Genomic DNA, 15,437 nt, shown 5'->3' with positions numbered 1-15,437 from the left:
TTACGATCGTATAACAAGCCGAAGATGACCGCACAACCCGCCTTTACCCGCGCCGATCCCGATGCGCGCCGCCAGAGCCTGATCGAAGCGACCGCGCGCGTGCTGGCCGCAAAGGGGGCAGCAGGTGTCTCGGTGCGCGCGATCTGTGCCGAAGCGGGGGTATCGGCGGGGCTGCTGCGGCACTATTTCGCGAGCGTCTCCGATGCGATCGCAGAGACCTATCGCTGGACCGGCGCGGAGATCGACCGCGCGCTCGCAGCGGCGGTTGACGCGGCTGACCGCGAACCGCGCGCGCGGCTGATCGCCTACCTCGCGGCAAATTTCCGCGCGCCGATCGCTACCCCCGAACTGCTCGCCACCTATGTCGCCTTCTGGAGCCTGACCCGCTCCGACCCGGCTGTCGCATTGGTGCGGACCGGGGTTTACGGAAGCTTTCGCCAAGGGCTGGAAGATCTGCTTATCGCCTATCGCCCCGATCTCGCCGATGTGCGGGTCACCGCGGTCGCGCTCACCGCGCTGATCGACGGGCTGTGGCTCGAACTCTCGCTCGGGCAAGCGCCGTTCAGCGCAGAAGAAGCCGAGGGGCTTGCCGCGCGCTGGCTCGACGCGCTGACCGGCTAGACAGCCGCTCCGCGCCGCGCCCACCAGTAAAGCGGCGCGCCCGCCGCCATCAGCACGAGGCTCCACCCGCTCGCCGCGATCCCGGCGCCCCATAGGGTCCACAGCGCATAGACCGCGCCGATCAACGCAAAGCCGCGCGCCACCTTCATTTTCCACGCCGCCAAGGCACAGGCGAGATACAGCCACAGCGCCGCGCTGGTCGAAAGCAGGAGCACGAATTCGTAAATCCCCTGCATATCGCGGCTGGCGTTGAACATGAGACAGATCGTCGCAATCACGCTCGACACCAGCAGCGCGGCGCGCGGGGTGCCGTTGCGGTCGGTCGCGGAAAGCCAGCGCGGCAGCATCCCGCGCATCGCCATTGCGCGCGGCAACTCGCCTTGCAGCAAAACCCAGCCGTTGACCGCGCCGACGCAGCTGACAATCGCGAACACCGTCACCAGCGCCGCTGGCCCGGCGCTCCAATAGCGTTCGACAAAGGTCGCAAAGGGCGCAGGGCTGGACGCGGCGACCGCCTCGGGCAGCATCAGCGCGATCGCCGAGCAGACCAAGAGGTAAAGCGCGGCCGTCAGCCCCGTGCCCCACATCGTTGCCCGCGGCACGTTGACCGCGGGGTTTTCGACCTGTGCTGCGGCAATGCTCGCACATTCGAAGCCGAGCAGCGCAAAGAGCGTCAGCGCCGCCGCGCCGCGCAAGTCGATCCCGTTCAACTCGCTCATGGCAAAGGGACGGACCTCGGCGGTGCCATTGCACAGTGCGAGGGCGGCGATCACGATCACAGCGATCAGCGGGACAAGCTTCAAAAGCAGCGTCGCGATCTGGAAATTGCCCGCTGCCTGCACGCCGCGCAGGTTCAGCAGCGTCATCGCCCAGACCAGCGCGATCGCGCAGGCCGCGGGCAACAGCGGGGTGGCACCGATCACCGGGACGAAGGCCGACAGGTAACTAACCGCCGCCACCGCGATCGAAACCACCGCGGTCCAGACCGACACCCAATAGACCCAGCCGACCAGAAACGCGGGAAACTCGCCGAACGCCTCGGCAACGAAGCCTGCCGGATCGCCCGCGCCCGGCGATGCGCGGGTGAGCGAAGCGAGCACCCAGGCCAGCACCAGCGTTCCTGCGGTGGTCACGATCCAGCCCGCCACCGCGTTCCAGCCGAACGGCGCAAGGCTCGCCGGGAGCAGGAACACCCCCGATCCGATCATGTTGCCCATCACCAGCGCAATCGCGGCGAACAGGCCGAGCTTGCGGCCCGGCCCATTCCCTGTCGGCGCAGGCGGTGTCAGCGGGTCAGAAATCGAAACCCGCCTTGATCCCGATCAGCCGGGGCCGCGTGACGACATCGTAGAACGCGCCGCCGCTGTCGGTCAGCCCCTCGGCATCGCCGCAAATGACCTCCACGCACTGCACCCCGCTGTTGATCACCCCGCGTTCGTCGAACAGGTTGGTGGCGAAGATTTCGAAGCGCAGATTGTCCTTCTTGATGCCGAAACTGAGATCGACTGTGGTGTAGGGGTCGAACTCGCCCTTGATCGCGTTTTCCCCGTCGCGCAGGTCGCTGCGGCGGCGGCCGATATAGGATGCCGCGCCCTGCGCATGGCCATCCCATCCGCCAAGGGGGAATTCGTAGCGCGCGATCGCATTGCCCTTGAACTTGGCGGTGATGGGCAGTTGTGTGCCTGCCGGCGCCAGCAAGTCATTCTCCGGCCCACCGTCGGGATCGAGCGCGCAGTCGAAGGCCGGGTTGGCGATACGGCAGAAATCGCGCCGGATCGTCGCATCGTTGTAACTGCCCGACAGCGTCAGCGAGAGCCCGCCCGAACGGTAATTCAGATCGGATTCGATCCCCCTGATCCGCGCAATCCCGGCATTGCGGATTTCGGTCAGCCCGTTCGCGCCGAGGAAGGACAGCTGGATGTCGTTCCAGTCCTCCTGATAGACCGCGCCGTTGAAGGTGACGGGGCCGAAACTGGTCTTCCAGCCAAGCTCGTAATTGTCGAGCGTGTCGGGCAGGTAGGGCGGCAATGTGCCGCGCCGGTTGACCCCGCCCGGGCGGAAGCCCTGCGACCATGTGGCATAGACCAGCACGTCGGGATTGATCTTGTAGGTCGCGTTGAGCTTGTAGATCGCATCGGTGTCCGAAGTGACCTTGTCGAGATTGGTGCAGGGCGAGCCTTCGACCACTGCGGGCGCAAAACACGCCGCCTCGCCCGTCCGGCTCGAATAGCCCGCGCTGTAGCCGAAGAAGCCGACCAGCGAATTCTTGTAATTGTAAAGCCGCGCGCCGCCGGTCAACGTGAGGCTGTCGGTGACGTCAAAGCTCAGCTCGCCAAAGGCGGCATAATCGCGGTCGACGCGGGTCTGGCGGGTCAACCAGATATTGCTGTCGGTGCCGGTGACGGTGATCGCATCGGCGATATCGTCGATGATGTAATTCTGCGTGATCTCGTGCGTCTGGCGCTGCGCAAACACGCCGCCGATAAAGCGCAGCGGCGCTTCCTGCGGGCTCGAAATCCGGATCTCGCCGAAGGAGCGGCGGTAGCGGTCGTTCGCCTGGATATACTGGTTCGGGTTCACCAGATCGCCGGCATTGTCGTAGAAATAATTGCCGTAACCCGCGATCGCATCGTAGAAATAGGCATAGTCGGAATAATCCGACGCGGTCTCGGTCCGGCGCCACAGCTGGCCGCCGGTCGCGACCAGATCCCAGCTGCCGATCTTGCCCTCGATCGTCATCGCCGCCTGCAGCCAGCGGTCCTTCGAGAATTCGGGATTGTATTGCACCGTCTGGAGCGAGCGGTCGACTGCGGTGCTGCGTTCCTGCGCAAAGCTGCCGTCGGCGTTCTGGATCTGGCCCATCACCGTGGGGCGCAGCGTCCAGCTGTCGTTGAGCTCGATCCCCAGCGCGACGCGCGCACCATAGGTGTCGACATCGTTGTAATCGTCCTCGACCAGATCGGCGTTGTTCTGGGTAATGCCCGAGGTGGGATAGGTGCGGCTGCCCGCGATATTGTCGATATAGCCGCCGTCGCGGCGATACCATGCGACCACGCGCAGCGCCGCGGTGTCCGAAATCCGCGCGTTGTAGAACCCTTCGGCGATCCCGCCGAAATCACCGCGATGGACGCGGTTCAGCTCGAAATCCATCGCGCCGTAGCTGTCCTTGGTGTCGGGCGCGTTGGTGACCATCTTGATCGTGCCCGCCATCGAGCTTGCGCCGTAAAGCGTGCCCTGTGGCCCGGCCAGCGCCTCGACCCGCGCAAGGTCATAGGCGTGGATATCCAGCGCGCCCTGGATCGTGGTGATCGGCATTTCGTCGAGATAGATTCCGACCGTGGGGAGCGAAGCGGAGTGGTTCGCGTTCTCGCCGCTGGCGACACCGCGGAAATAGACCTGGCTGAAGCCCGGCCCTGCGGTCTGCACCGTGACTGAAGGAAGGAACTTGGCAACATCGCGCAGTTCGTTGACCTGCAATTCGCCCAGCGCCTCGGTGCCCAATGCGGTGATCGCAATCGGAACGTCCTGCAGGTTCTGCGAACGCTTCTGCGCAGTGACGATGATGACGTTGCTGTCGTCGGCGGCGTTGTCCTGCGCGGCGAGCGGCATCGCTAGCGACATCGCCGTGCCTGCAAGAAGCGCGGCGGTGGTGGTGCGGACCCTGTTGCATGTCATGTTCGTCAACGCTGCCTCCCGATGGCAATCTGTCACAACTGCGCAACAAAGCGCCACAGCACGGCCTGCTTGCCAAGCCATTGCTGCGCCAGAGGGCCGCGCATGCGAACTTTGCTTGCCCGCTATGATAAATTTATCACATGTTAGGACGCGTCAATCAGGGCGATCTGCATAGGTGTCGATCAGGTCGCCGAGGCTCTCGCGCAGCGGGCCGAGCCACGGGTCGAACGGCTGCCACTGCCCGGCCCCGTCGCGGTTGATCGGGCGGCGCACCTGCTCGGACGAGGCAGTCCGCACCGCGCGGGTGTTGCGGTGGAACTGCATGCACGCCTCCTGGAACGGCAGGCCGAGATAGGCGAGCATCGCGCGCACTTCGGCTTCAGGATCGTCGAGCACGCGTTCGTGGATCACCCGGTGGATGCGCCCGGGCAGCACGCGGTCGTAATAGTCCATCGCGCGCACGTAATCCGCATAATATTGCCCGATGTGGTCGAGCGCATAGGTGAAGGCCTGCCCCTTGGCGAAATGCTGGCGGAAGTTCGAGAAACAGCAGTCCATCGGATGCCGCCGCGCATCGATGATCTTCGCGTTGGGCAGGATCAGGTGGATCAGCCCCGCATAGGCCCAGTTGTTGGGCAGCTTGTCGATATAGAACGGCTTGTCCGTCTTGCGCTGCACCCGCGTGCGGTCGAGAAATTCGGCGCCCAGTTCGGCCAGCCGTTCGCGCGGCATCGCGGCCAGCGCACCCGTCCAGTCGCGCGTGTCATCGCCCGCGGCCTTGGCTTCGCGCATCGCGATGGCGGGGATGTCGGGCAGTTCCATCGTCCCTTCGATCGCCGAATGGCTCGCAAGGATCTGTTCGAGCAGCGTCGATCCGGCACGCGGCAGGCCGAGAATGAAGATCGGATCGGGCGCGGGATCGCCAGCGCCTTCGCGTTCGGCAAGGAAGGCCGGGGTGAAGACTTCGATCATCCGGTCGACCGCCTGCGTGGTGGCCGCAGGATCATAACCCAGTTCGCGGCTGCGCAGGTCGTTGCCGGATGCGTAATGGGCAAAGCTTTGCGCTGCGTCCTTGCGGTCGCCCCACGCCTTGCCCAGCGCGAAATGGAGGTGCAGCGCATCCTCGCCCGAAACCCCTTCGGCAAGCGCCGCTTCCATCGCCGCGATGTCCGCATCGGTGAATTCGACCGTCTTCAGGTTCGCAAGGCTCCACCACACTTCGCCCAAGTGGGGCTCGATGGCGAGCGCGCGGCGATAGGCGGCGATGCTGTCTTCAAGACGGCCGACTGTCTTGAGCAGATGGCCATAGCTCATCCACAGCTTGGCATGACCTGGGAAGGAGCCGGTGAGGTCGCCGTAAAGCCGCAGCGCCTCGTCATAATCGCCTGTCCGACCGAGCGTTGCGGCCAGAAGGTTGCGGCTGCTGGCGTTGGCGGGTTCCTGTGCCAGCACGTCTTCGAGCACCTCGCCCGCTTCGGCAAAGCGGTTCTGCCGGTAGAGCGCAATCGCCAGATTGGCGCGGGCGGCGGTGAAGGCCGGGGCCAGTTCGACTGCGCGGCGCAGCAGGTTTTCGGCATCGCGGTAACGGCCCAGCCGTCCGGCGAGTTCGGCCATCATCCGGATCGCGGCGACATCGGTGGGCTGGCGCGCCAGCCGGTCGCGCAGCCGCGCTTCTGCGCCGGGCAGGTCATTTGCGAGCAGCGCCTCGGCCGCGGCGATCATTGCCGGATCGTAAGCCGTAGCGCGCACCGCGGCGAGTTCGGCGCGCGCTGCCTCGTCATCGCGCCCCAGTTGGCGCAGCACCCGGCCCAGCATCCGCTGCGCAGCCGCATCGTGGGGATTGCGCGCGGTCACGGCGCGCAATCGCACTGCCGCCGCGGCGGGATCGGCCTTCGCCTGTTCGGCGATCGGCGAAGGTGCGCGCGGGGTTTGTCGTGGCTCGCTGGTGTCCATGGCGACGGGCTAACACGCAGGCTCGGTGGAAGGTAGAGGCATTGCCCTTCGCGCTGCGCGGCCCTACCCAGCCGCAGCGCACCAACCGGAGAACGCCGCCATGGAAACCCTGTCCGAAATCCGCAGCCATTCGGGCACGCAGGGCGTCTATCGCCATGCCTCGTCCGCGACCGGGACCGAGATGACCTTTGCTGTGTTCGTTCCCGATCATGCGCCGGGCGAAACGCTGCCGGTGCTGTGGTATCTTTCGGGCCTTACCTGCACCCATGCCAACGTGATGGAAAAGGGCGAATACCGCGCCGCCTGCGCTGCGCACCGCGTGATCCTGGTCGCCCCCGACACCAGCCCGCGCGGGGACGACGTGCCCGATGCCGCCGGGGAATACGACTTCGGCAAGGGCGCCGGCTTCTACGTCGATGCGACGCAGGCGCCGTGGGACACGCATTACCGGATGCGCTCCTATATCGAGGACGAGCTGCCCGCGCTGATCGCCGCGCAGTTCCCCGCCGACATGGCGCGGCAGGGCATCACCGGCCATTCGATGGGCGGGCACGGCGCGCTGACGATCGCCCTGCGCAATCCGGACCGGTTCCGTTCGGTCAGCGCCTTTGCACCGATCTGCGCGCCTGCGCTGGTGCCGTGGGGCGAAAAGGCGCTTGGCCGCTATCTGGGCGAAGACCGCGCGGCGTGGAGCGAATATGATGCGGTCGCGCTGATCGCAGGCGGCGCGCGATTGCCCGAACTGCTCGTCGATCAGGGGCTGGCGGACAATTTCCTCGCCGACCAATTGCGGACCGAGCTGCTCGAGGCGGCCTGCGCTGCGGCGGGCATTCCGGTAACGATCCGGATGCACGAAGGCTACGACCATTCCTACTTCTTCATCTCGACCTTCATGGCCGAGCATGTCGGCTGGCACGCGGCGCGGCTGACGCGCTAAGGCCAGTCCAGAAGGGCCGCGTCCTCTCCGACGCGGCCCCTCCCTGTCAGAACGCGACCGAAGCCGAAGCGCGCACCGTGCGCGGCGAACCCTGCAACAGCGCGGGCGCAAACACGTCGAAGGCCGAGGCCCAGTAGCCCTTGTCGAACAGGTTGTCCGCAGTCAGCCGCAGCGTCACCGGCGCACCGCCCGCGGCAAAGACATACCGTGCGCCCAGATCGACCGTGGTCCAGTCATTCAGCGTCAGCGTGTTGGCCGCATCGGCGAATTGTTCGCCGGTGTGGGTGATCCGGCCCGTCAGCGTGAACCCGGGGAAGAACGGCAGATCCCATTCGACATTGCCGTTGAAGGTCACCTCCGGCACGCCGACCACGCTGCGGCCCCCTTCGAGTTCGGCATCGTTGAAGGCGATCCCGGTAATCAGCCGCAGACCGGGGATGATCTCGCCATTGAGCGTCGCCTCGATCCCCTGATGGCGCTGGTTGCCGACATAGCCGAAGCGGCGGTCGCCCCCCGTGCCGATCACGCCTTCGCCGGGCCGTTCGATGTCGTAGAGCGCAAGGCTCGCGAACATCCGCCCGATCGCATATTTCGCGCCAAGCTCGAACTGCTGCGACACGCGCGGGGCCAGGACTTCGCCCGAATTGGCAAGCAGCGGATCGACCGGTGCGCTCGGCCCTTGTTGCAGCGCCTCAATGTAATTGCCGTACAGCGACAACCCGTCGACCGGTTTGACCACGATCCCGGCCACCGGTGTCCAGCGATCCTCGTCATAAACGCTTTCGCGCGCGCCGCCGAAATAGCTGAAGCCTTGCGTGCGTATCGACTGGTAACGCACCCCTGCAGTCACCAGCAGCTTGTCTTCCAGCAGGCCGATCGTGTCCGAAACGAACAGGCTCGACAGGCGGTTCTTCGCGATCGGATAGGGATTGTCGAGATCGCCGCCGACCAGCGTCGAAGCGGGCAGCGCGAGTTGCGGGGTATCGTAAAGGTTGGTGGCGAACCCGGCGAACCCGGGACCGTAACGGAAATCATAGGCGTTGCGGTTGACCTGCCAGTTGATGTTCCCGCCCGCGTTCAACTCGTGGCTGGTGCTGCCCAGCATCACGCGCCCGCGCACGCCCGCCTCGATGCTTTCGTTGTTGTCGGTGCGCGGCACGAACAGGGCATTGCCATTGGCCGCGCCCGTCGCGGCATCGAGCGCGGTGATCCCGCCATAAATCCCGTCCTCGCGCCCGTCGCGCGCGCCTGCCCGGGCATAGAGCATGGCATTTTCACCGAGGTCGTATTCGAGGTTCAGCGTGCCGAAGATGTCGCGCAGTTCGGTAAAGGTGTAATCCTGCGCATAATTGGCCTCGCCATAGGGCAGGCGCGGGATGAAGCTGGTGATCGTGACCTTGGGCCGCAGACCATCGACGCGCACTTCCTGATAGGCAAAGTCCAGCGCCGCGCGGAAGGCCCCGCCATCATAGTCGAGCGCCGCGCCCAGCACCTTGGTGCGGCGGTCTTCGCGGTCAATCGCGACCTCGCCGTCGCGATAGGCGGCGTTGACCCGCAGGCCCCAGGCATCATTGGCCCCGAAGCGGCGCGACACGTCGATGCTGCCGCCGAAATGCGCGTCGCCGACGAAGCCTGCGGTCACCCGCGTCAGATCGCGGCGTCCGGCGCGCTTGAGGCCTAGATTGACGCTGCCGCCCAGCCCCGATCCGCCCGGCGCGGCGCCGTTGATGAAGGCGCTCGGCCCGTTCAGCACTTCGACCCGGCCGAACAGTTCGGGCGCAATCAGCTGGCGCGGCGCGATCCCGTAAAGCCCGTTCACCCCGACATCGTCACCGAACAAGGCAAAGCCGCGGATCACGAACTGTTCGGCGGCATTGCCGAAGCCGTAGGTGGTGCGCACCGTGGGGTCATTGTCGAGCACCTCGCCCAGCGTCAGCGGCTGCTGGTTGGTGATGAGGGTTTCGCCATAGCTGCGGATCGCGAACGGCAAGTCCTCGGCCGGCATCGGGCCGAACACGCCCGCATCGCCGCCATTGATCACCTGCGTCGCATTGTCGCGCTGTGCAGTGACGACGATGGCGTCGGCGGATTGCTGATCCTGCGCGGCAAGGGGCGCGGCAGCCGCTGCGGCAAGCAGCGAGGCGGAAAGAAGAAAGGGGGTCTTGGTCATCAGAAGGCTTTCCAGAGGATATCAATGCTAAAATGGTTCAGCCACGCCGGTGCCAGGCAACGGCAACAGCAAGCAGCGGAAGAAACAGCAGGAAGCTGGCCGCAAGATCGGGCCAGCCATCGCCGGCAAGCCCGATGACGAGCCCGGCAAGGCTCGCCGCGAACAGCAGCATCGGGATCGCGAGAACTTCGGCGGCGCTGCGGCGCGCGATGCGTATGGGCGTGTCGGGCTTCATGCGACAGCTTCGATTCCGCGGCCACCGCCGATCCGCCCCGGTTCGCGCCGCAACCACAGCAGGATCCCGGTCCACAGCACCCAGATCGTCGCCAGATCGAGCAGCGCCCACAGCAGCTTCAGCGCCAGCCCGCCATAATCGCCGAAATGCAGCGGCTTCGACAGCATCAGCGCCTGATTGAGCGCGGGCATCTCGCGCGCATCGGTCAGCACGGCTTCGCGCGCGTCGATCAGCGCCGGGGTCAGCAGGAATTGCGTCAGCGGGCGGTCGCCTTGGAAAAACACCGCATAATGGTGCGCGGTGCTGAAGGCGCCGCCCGGAAAGGCGATGAATTGCGGCGCGCGTCCCGGCAGCGCAGCTTGCGCCGCGCGCATCGCGGCATCGAGCGAACCATATTGCGCCGGTGCGAGCGGCGCGGCATTGCCGTACCGCGCGGTCATCGCCGCAAGCTCGCCGTTCTGCCACTGCGCGGTCAGCGGATCGGCCAGCGTGTTGATCACCCCCGTCAACCCAACCACCAGCGCCCAGCCGAGCGTGACGATGCCCAGCAGATTATGCTGGTCGAGCCGCCGCACCCGGTGGCTGCGGCCGGTGCGCAGCGTCCCGAACACGAGCCGGCGCATAAAAGGCACATAAAGCACCACGCCCGAAACCAGCGCGGCGACGAACAGCACGCCCATCGCGCCGAGGAACAGCATCCCCGGAAGGCCGAGGAACATGTCGGTGTGGAGCGTCAGGATGACATCCATCACCCCGCCAGCCGGGGCCGGGCCCAGCGGTTCGCCCGTGGCGCGGTCGAGGAACAACAGCGTCATCTCGTCCTCGGGCGCATCCGCGCGCGGGCCGGTGGTGACGGTAAGCAGCGGGCTGTCGTTGCTGAACGCCATGAACAGCGGCACTTCGCCCGGCCGCTGCTTAAGGGCCGCCTCCAGCATGGTGTCGAGCGGCAAGCCACCTTGCGCGGAAGGCGCACCGGCCAGCTGCGCCTCGGCATCCTCGCCCAGCAGGCGGTCGATTTCGTCATGGAAGATCAGCGGCAGGCCGGTGACGCAGAGCATCAGCAGGAACGCGGTCGAGGCGAGCCCCGTCCATTTGTGGACCAGTGTCCAGATCCTGATGTTGGATGGCTTCACCCGGAGCCCCTCACCTGCATGGCCGTGCACTTCGCGCACCCGGTGGGCCGCAGGGCCGCTGCTAGAAAGCGCGGGCGGTTCCGTCAATGATAATCATTCGCAAGTAAGCGATGCCGGGCGGCCTGTCGGCAATTGCGGCGAGGCACACGGAAACGCGTCAGCCATAAGTGGCGACGCCTTTTGCAAACATGGGAACGGGAAAAGCTGGCGCACCCGACAGGATTCGAACCTGTGACCTCTGCCTTCGGAGGGCAGCGCTCTATCCAGCTGAGCTACGGGTGCATGGTGCCATGCGGTGCGCAGCCATTGTGCTGCGCGGGCGGGCGCTTAGCAAGAGGTGGAGGCACGCGCCAGTCAATTGTGTCGCATCGACGGCACAGCGTCGCTCCGGTGGGCGCGTTTAACCAATCGGAAAGGACGCCGCCCTAGCCTTCGGAGCATGGCAACACACCTGCCCGAAACGATTCCTTCGCCGCGCAACGCGCGCGCTGCCGACGATTCGCAGCCGGAGGTGCTCGCCGAAGCGCTGGTGGCGCTCCACGGGCAGGCCTCGGCGCTGGCGCTGCTCGCGCGGCTTGCGCCCGAACCGGTCGAGATCGGCGGCGAACTGGGCGCGGTGATCGCGCGCGCGCAGCCCTGGCAGCGCGTGGTGGTGGCGCAAACCGTCAGCGATTGCCGCGCGATGCTGGGCAGCGGGCTGGCCGCGCTTGCCACGCTGATCCGGCGCGGGCAGGATCCTTCCGCCCCGGCGCTGGTGCTGTGGCGCGAATTTCACGCCGCGCGCGCCGCGATGGTGAACGTCCTCAGCGACGCCTGACCCCTCCGCCGCACGCGGGCTTGACTGCGTTCCGCTTTCGTTCCAACGCTGCGGCATGACCATCGCTTCGCTGCGCCCTGCCGAATCGCCCGTTCTTGCCGCCGGCGATGTCGCCCGCGGGATCGGGCGACTGTTCGCGCGCAACGACATCTGGTGCCTGCGCGAAGTGCCGCTGCGCAACGGACGGCGCGCCGATCTGATGGGGATCGATGCCAAGGGGTTGGTGGTGATCGTCGAAATCAAGGTTGCCCGCGCCGATCTCTTGGGCGATGCCAAGTGGCCCGATTACCTCGATTATTGCGACCGGTTCTACTGGGGCCTGCCGCCCGCGCTCGACCGCACGCCGCTCGATGGCGAGGCCTATCGCCCCGATACCTGCGGGGTGATCGTGGCCGATGGCTATGATGCCGAAATCCTGCGCCCCGCCGCGCTCGAGCCGCTCGCCGCGGCGCGCCGCAAGCTCCAGGTCGAGCATCTGGCGCGCATCGCGATGCGGCGGCACATGGCGCTGCTCGATCCGCTGGCCCGCGCAACCGGGGCAGAGGACTGAGATAGGCCTGTCGCGCCGCGGGAATTTGCGGCATAGCCGAGGCCGAAATGCTGCCCGCCGACACCCCCGTCCCCCTCGCCCTGCTGACCGCTGCGCTGTCGGTGACATTGATCGTTGCGCTGCGTTACGTCGTGGCAAGCTGGCTGTTCGCATGGGCGACCGCGCGGGTTCGGCCCGGGCTTTATGCCGGAAAGGCTGCGCAGATCCGGCGCGAGATCGGCTGGTCGCTGCTCTCGGCGGCGATCTACGGCGCGCCGGCGGGGATCGTGCTGTGGGGCTGGCAGCACCGCGGCTGGACCCAGATCACCGCCGATGCCGCTGCGCTGCCTCTGTGGTATCATCCGGTCAGCCTGCTGCTTTACCTGTTCGTGCAGGACACCTGTTTTTACTGGAGCCACCGCTGGATGCACAAGCCCAAGTGGTTCCGGATCGCGCACGCGGTGCACCACCAAAGCCGCCCGCCCACGGCGTGGACCGCGATGAGCTTTCATCCCATCGAGGCGCTGACCGGCGCGGTGGTGATCCCGGTGCTGGTGTTCCTTGTCCCGATCCACATCGCCACGCTCGCCATGGTGCTGACGATCGCGACGGTGATGGGGGTGACCAATCACATGGGCTGGGAGAGCTTCCCGCGCTGGCTCGTTCATTCCGCGTTGGGAAACTGGCTGATAACCGCCAGCCATCACGAGCGCCATCACGAGGAATACCGATGCAATTACGGGCTCTATTTCCGGGTATGGGACCGGCTTTGCGGGACGGACAAGGGCCTGTCGCGGCGGATCGTGGCCGAGGCCGGGCACGCCCCCGGCGTGCGCGCGTGATGTGGCGGGCAGGCGCCATGGCGCTTGCCGGCGCAGGCGCGAGCATGGTTGCCGCCGCGCCTGCGCATGCGGGCGAGGTCGTGGTCTCGGTCACGGGCCTCAGGTCGACCAAGGGCGTGGTGCGCGCCTGCCTGACCGCGCGCGAGGATGTCTTTCCCAAATGCATCAAGGACCCGTCCTCGCACCGTCTGGTCGTGCCCGCCGGCGGCAAGGTCGAACTGCGCTTTACCGGGGTAAAGCCGGGCAATTATGCGATCGCGTTGCTGCATGACGAGAACGACAACGGCAAGGCCGACCGCGCGATGGGGATGATGCCCAAGGAAGGCTACGGTTTTTCGCGCGATGCGCCGGTCAACATGGCTCCGCCCAGGTTCCGGGACGCGGTGATGCCGATCGGCGATGGCACCCAGCGCATGACCATCAAGATGCGGTATTTCCTCTAGGTTTCCGCCGCAAGCGCATCCCCGCGGCGGCAGACGGCGGCAACGGACAAACTGCCGCGCGGTTTAACGCGATTTTTACCACGCCTCTCCAGAACGTCCCTGACAAGATTTACCAAGGGGCGGATGACAGCCATGGACACTCTGCGCGGCAGTTTCGGTTCGGACACGGCCGGGGATCGCGGTTGGGAAGAGAGCGACGAGGATTTCGGCAGCGTGCCGGCCCGCACCCGCGACCTTCCGCCGCAGGCGATCGGCCAGGACGAACGCCGCATGCAGGTGCGTGCCTACAACCACTGGGCCAGTCTGCTGGGTGACCGCATGTTCCCCGATATCGAGGATCTCGACCCGGCTATTCTCCCCGATTTCGGCCCCCATTCGGTGCTGCTCGATTTCTCCTACGGGATCGACAATCCCGCAGTGCGATTCCTTGGCGAAAGGCTGGCGCAGGAATGCGGCGCGCAGGGCGTGATCACGCGCCTGTCGGATGTGCCGCCGCGCTCGCTCCTGAGCCGGATCACCGATCATTACATGCAGATCCTCGCCAATCAGGCACCGATCGGGTTCGAGGCCGAATTCGTCAATCATGCCGGGATCGCGATTCTCTATCGCGGGATCCTGCTGCCGCTGTCGAGCAACGACGAAACGATCGATTTCATCTACGGCGTCATCAACTGGAAAGAGATGGCCGACCAGCTGACCGCGGACGAGCTGCTGCTCGAAATCGATCAGGCGCTCGAAATCGGTAGTGAGGCCGAAGCGGAGGACCAGCCCGGTCTGCGCGGCACCGAACCCGTCACCGACTGGGCCGATTCGCCCGCGCACGAAGCCGACGAGACTCCGCTTGTGCTGCACACGCCCGCCGCCGACTTCACCGAGGATTTCAGCGCCCTTTCCGCGCACGGCAATGCCGCCGATGACGGGATCGCCGATCCGCTGATGCCCGATTTCAGCCACTATGCGCTCGGCGACGACGACGAGGAATATGACGAGGACGCGGGCGAGGACGACGACGACGTCGGCTACAGCTTTGCCAGCCTTGCCGATTACATCGAGGCGCCCACCAAGAAGGCGATCGACCTGAGCGGGATCGAGGCGCTGCCCGAAGAACCGCTCGACGGCTTCGGACACGACTTTGCGCAGGATGAAGCGGTATTTGCCGATACCGGCGCGGATGCCGGGTTCGAAACCGAAACCGCCTTTGCTGCCGAAGCCGATATTTCCGAGGAGGAGGAACCGGCTTCTTTCGCGGCATTCGATGCCGTGCCGCAGGTCGCACAAGAGGCTGAGGATCGTCATGCTGCGCCCGCATGGTTGCCAGCCGGCAGCGGGATTGCGGAAGAACCGGTCGCAGCAGAAATGCCGGACTGCGAAGCCGCGCCCGGTCCGGACAGCGCCGCATCTGACGATACCGCATGGCCGGCCGCGGCGCCCGCCGCCGACAGCATCGCCGCGCCGATCGCGGACGACGTGGCCGCCGATGCCGGCCTCTACGATTGCCTTGCCGCCGCGCGCGAACTGGCGCGGGCCGCGGACAACACCGAGGATCGCAGCCGCAGCGCGCTTTATGCCGCGGTCAGCCGCGCCTATGATTTCAGCCTCGCGGCCCATGCCGCCCCGCAGGACTATGCCGAACTGATCGAGGATGCCGGCCTGACCGTGCAGGACCGCGCGCCGATGACCCCGGTGGTCAAGCTCGTGTTCGGGCATGATTACGACAAGACCCGGCTGACCGAATATGCCGCGGTGCTCACCCATGCACACCGCCTGCGGCTCGAACGCGGCACGCTCGCGCGGCTGCTCGCCGAGACCGAGGGCGGGATCAAGGCGATCGTCAAGGCAGAACGCCGCCTGCGCCGCGAGGAACAGGGCAAGCCGGTCGAGGATGCCCATGCGGTGCGCGAGGCGCTGGCAGCGCAACTGCGCGCGCTCGAGGCGATCACGCTCGAACATCTCGACGGGGCGGGGCCCGAATTCGCGCTGGTGCTGGTCCGCCGCGACGAGATCGGCTGCGCCGAAATCCTGGCCGAAGTGCCCGAGGATGTGGCGCTGATCGAACGCGCGGTCCGCCGCCTGGCGGGATAG

13 protein-coding genes and 1 tRNA gene are annotated in these 15,437 nt (G+C 66.3%); 7 read left to right on the top strand and 7 right to left on the bottom strand.

Going from position 1 to position 15,437, the window contains the following annotated elements; genetic code table 11:
- The first annotated feature begins 24 nt into the window (after positions 1–24).
- Positions 25–621: a TetR family transcriptional regulator C-terminal domain-containing protein gene (locus A9D12_RS05290; RefSeq protein ID WP_068350369.1), complete on the top strand. Its 597-nt coding sequence runs from the start codon at positions 25–27 to the stop codon at positions 619–621.
- On the opposite strand, the gene A9D12_RS05285 is transcribed toward A9D12_RS05290, so the two are convergent.
- The 3 genes from A9D12_RS05285 to A9D12_RS05275 form a co-directional block, all read right to left on the bottom strand.
- Positions 618–1,838: an amino acid permease gene (locus A9D12_RS05285; RefSeq protein ID WP_231889701.1), complete on the bottom strand. Its 1,221-nt coding sequence runs from the start codon at positions 1,836–1,838 to the stop codon at positions 618–620. The two genes, A9D12_RS05290 and A9D12_RS05285, sit on opposite strands and share 4 nt — an antisense overlap.
- A gap of 76 nt (positions 1,839–1,914) precedes the next feature.
- Positions 1,915–4,296, bottom strand: coding sequence for a TonB-dependent receptor (locus A9D12_RS05280; RefSeq protein ID WP_068350367.1), 2,382 nt, complete (start codon positions 4,294–4,296; stop codon positions 1,915–1,917).
- Positions 4,297–4,449: 153 nt separating this feature from the next.
- Entirely contained in the window at positions 4,450–6,249 is a 1,800-nt protein-coding gene (locus tag A9D12_RS05275; protein ID WP_068350366.1) for a tetratricopeptide repeat-containing sulfotransferase family protein, read from the bottom strand.
- 100 nt (positions 6,250–6,349) lie between these two features.
- On the opposite strand from A9D12_RS05275, the gene fghA reads away from it, so the two are divergent.
- The gene (gene fghA, locus A9D12_RS05270) at positions 6,350–7,186 is read left to right on the top strand and encodes an S-formylglutathione hydrolase (protein WP_068350365.1); all 837 of its coding nucleotides are present in this window, start codon (positions 6,350–6,352) and stop codon (positions 7,184–7,186) included.
- 46 nt (positions 7,187–7,232) lie between these two features.
- Here fghA and A9D12_RS05265 read toward each other — a convergent pair whose 3' ends face one another.
- The 4 genes from A9D12_RS05265 to A9D12_RS05250 form a co-directional block, all read right to left on the bottom strand.
- Positions 7,233–9,356, bottom strand: a complete 2,124-nt coding sequence (locus tag A9D12_RS05265; RefSeq protein ID WP_068350364.1) for a TonB-dependent receptor — start codon at positions 9,354–9,356, stop codon at positions 7,233–7,235.
- Between the two features lie 37 nt (positions 9,357–9,393).
- Positions 9,394–9,591, bottom strand: a complete 198-nt coding sequence (locus tag A9D12_RS05260) for a hypothetical protein (RefSeq protein WP_068350363.1) — start codon at positions 9,589–9,591, stop codon at positions 9,394–9,396.
- Positions 9,588–10,724 carry a PepSY-associated TM helix domain-containing protein gene (locus tag A9D12_RS05255; protein WP_068353718.1) on the bottom strand — a complete coding sequence of 379 codons (1,137 nt, stop codon included), beginning with the start codon at positions 10,722–10,724 and terminating at the stop codon, positions 9,588–9,590. Before A9D12_RS05255 ends, A9D12_RS05260 begins: the two co-directional genes overlap by 4 nt.
- 205 nt (positions 10,725–10,929) lie before the next feature.
- Positions 10,930–11,006 (bottom strand) — tRNA-Arg (locus A9D12_RS05250).
- Positions 11,007–11,163: 157 nt separating this feature from the next.
- Between A9D12_RS05250 and A9D12_RS05245 the strand changes: the two genes are divergently transcribed.
- The 5 genes from A9D12_RS05245 to A9D12_RS15190 all read left to right on the top strand — a co-directional run bounded on the left by A9D12_RS05245 (position 11,164) and on the right by A9D12_RS15190 (position 15,437).
- The gene (locus A9D12_RS05245) at positions 11,164–11,541 is read left to right on the top strand and encodes a hypothetical protein (RefSeq protein ID WP_068350362.1); all 378 of its coding nucleotides are present in this window, start codon (positions 11,164–11,166) and stop codon (positions 11,539–11,541) included.
- Between the two features lie 55 nt (positions 11,542–11,596).
- Positions 11,597–12,091: an MmcB family DNA repair protein gene (locus tag A9D12_RS05240; RefSeq protein WP_068350361.1), complete on the top strand. Its 495-nt coding sequence runs from the start codon at positions 11,597–11,599 to the stop codon at positions 12,089–12,091.
- Positions 12,092–12,138: 47 nt separating this feature from the next.
- A complete protein-coding gene (locus tag A9D12_RS05235) occupies positions 12,139–12,912 on the top strand; it encodes a sterol desaturase family protein (RefSeq protein WP_068350360.1) in 774 nt (257 codons plus the stop codon).
- 17 nt (positions 12,913–12,929) lie between these two features.
- The gene (locus A9D12_RS05230) at positions 12,930–13,355 is read left to right on the top strand and encodes a DUF2141 domain-containing protein (protein WP_068353709.1); all 426 of its coding nucleotides are present in this window, start codon (positions 12,930–12,932) and stop codon (positions 13,353–13,355) included.
- A gap of 132 nt (positions 13,356–13,487) precedes the next feature.
- Positions 13,488–15,437 (top strand): PAS domain-containing protein, encoded by a 1,950-nt coding sequence (locus A9D12_RS15190; protein WP_068350359.1) that lies wholly within the window; start codon positions 13,488–13,490, stop codon positions 15,435–15,437.

The sequence above is a fragment of the Erythrobacter neustonensis genome (assembly GCF_001663175.1).
GTDB lineage: Bacteria > Pseudomonadota > Alphaproteobacteria > Sphingomonadales > Sphingomonadaceae > Erythrobacter > Erythrobacter neustonensis.
This window is presented reverse-complemented; position numbering and strand designations above follow the sequence as displayed.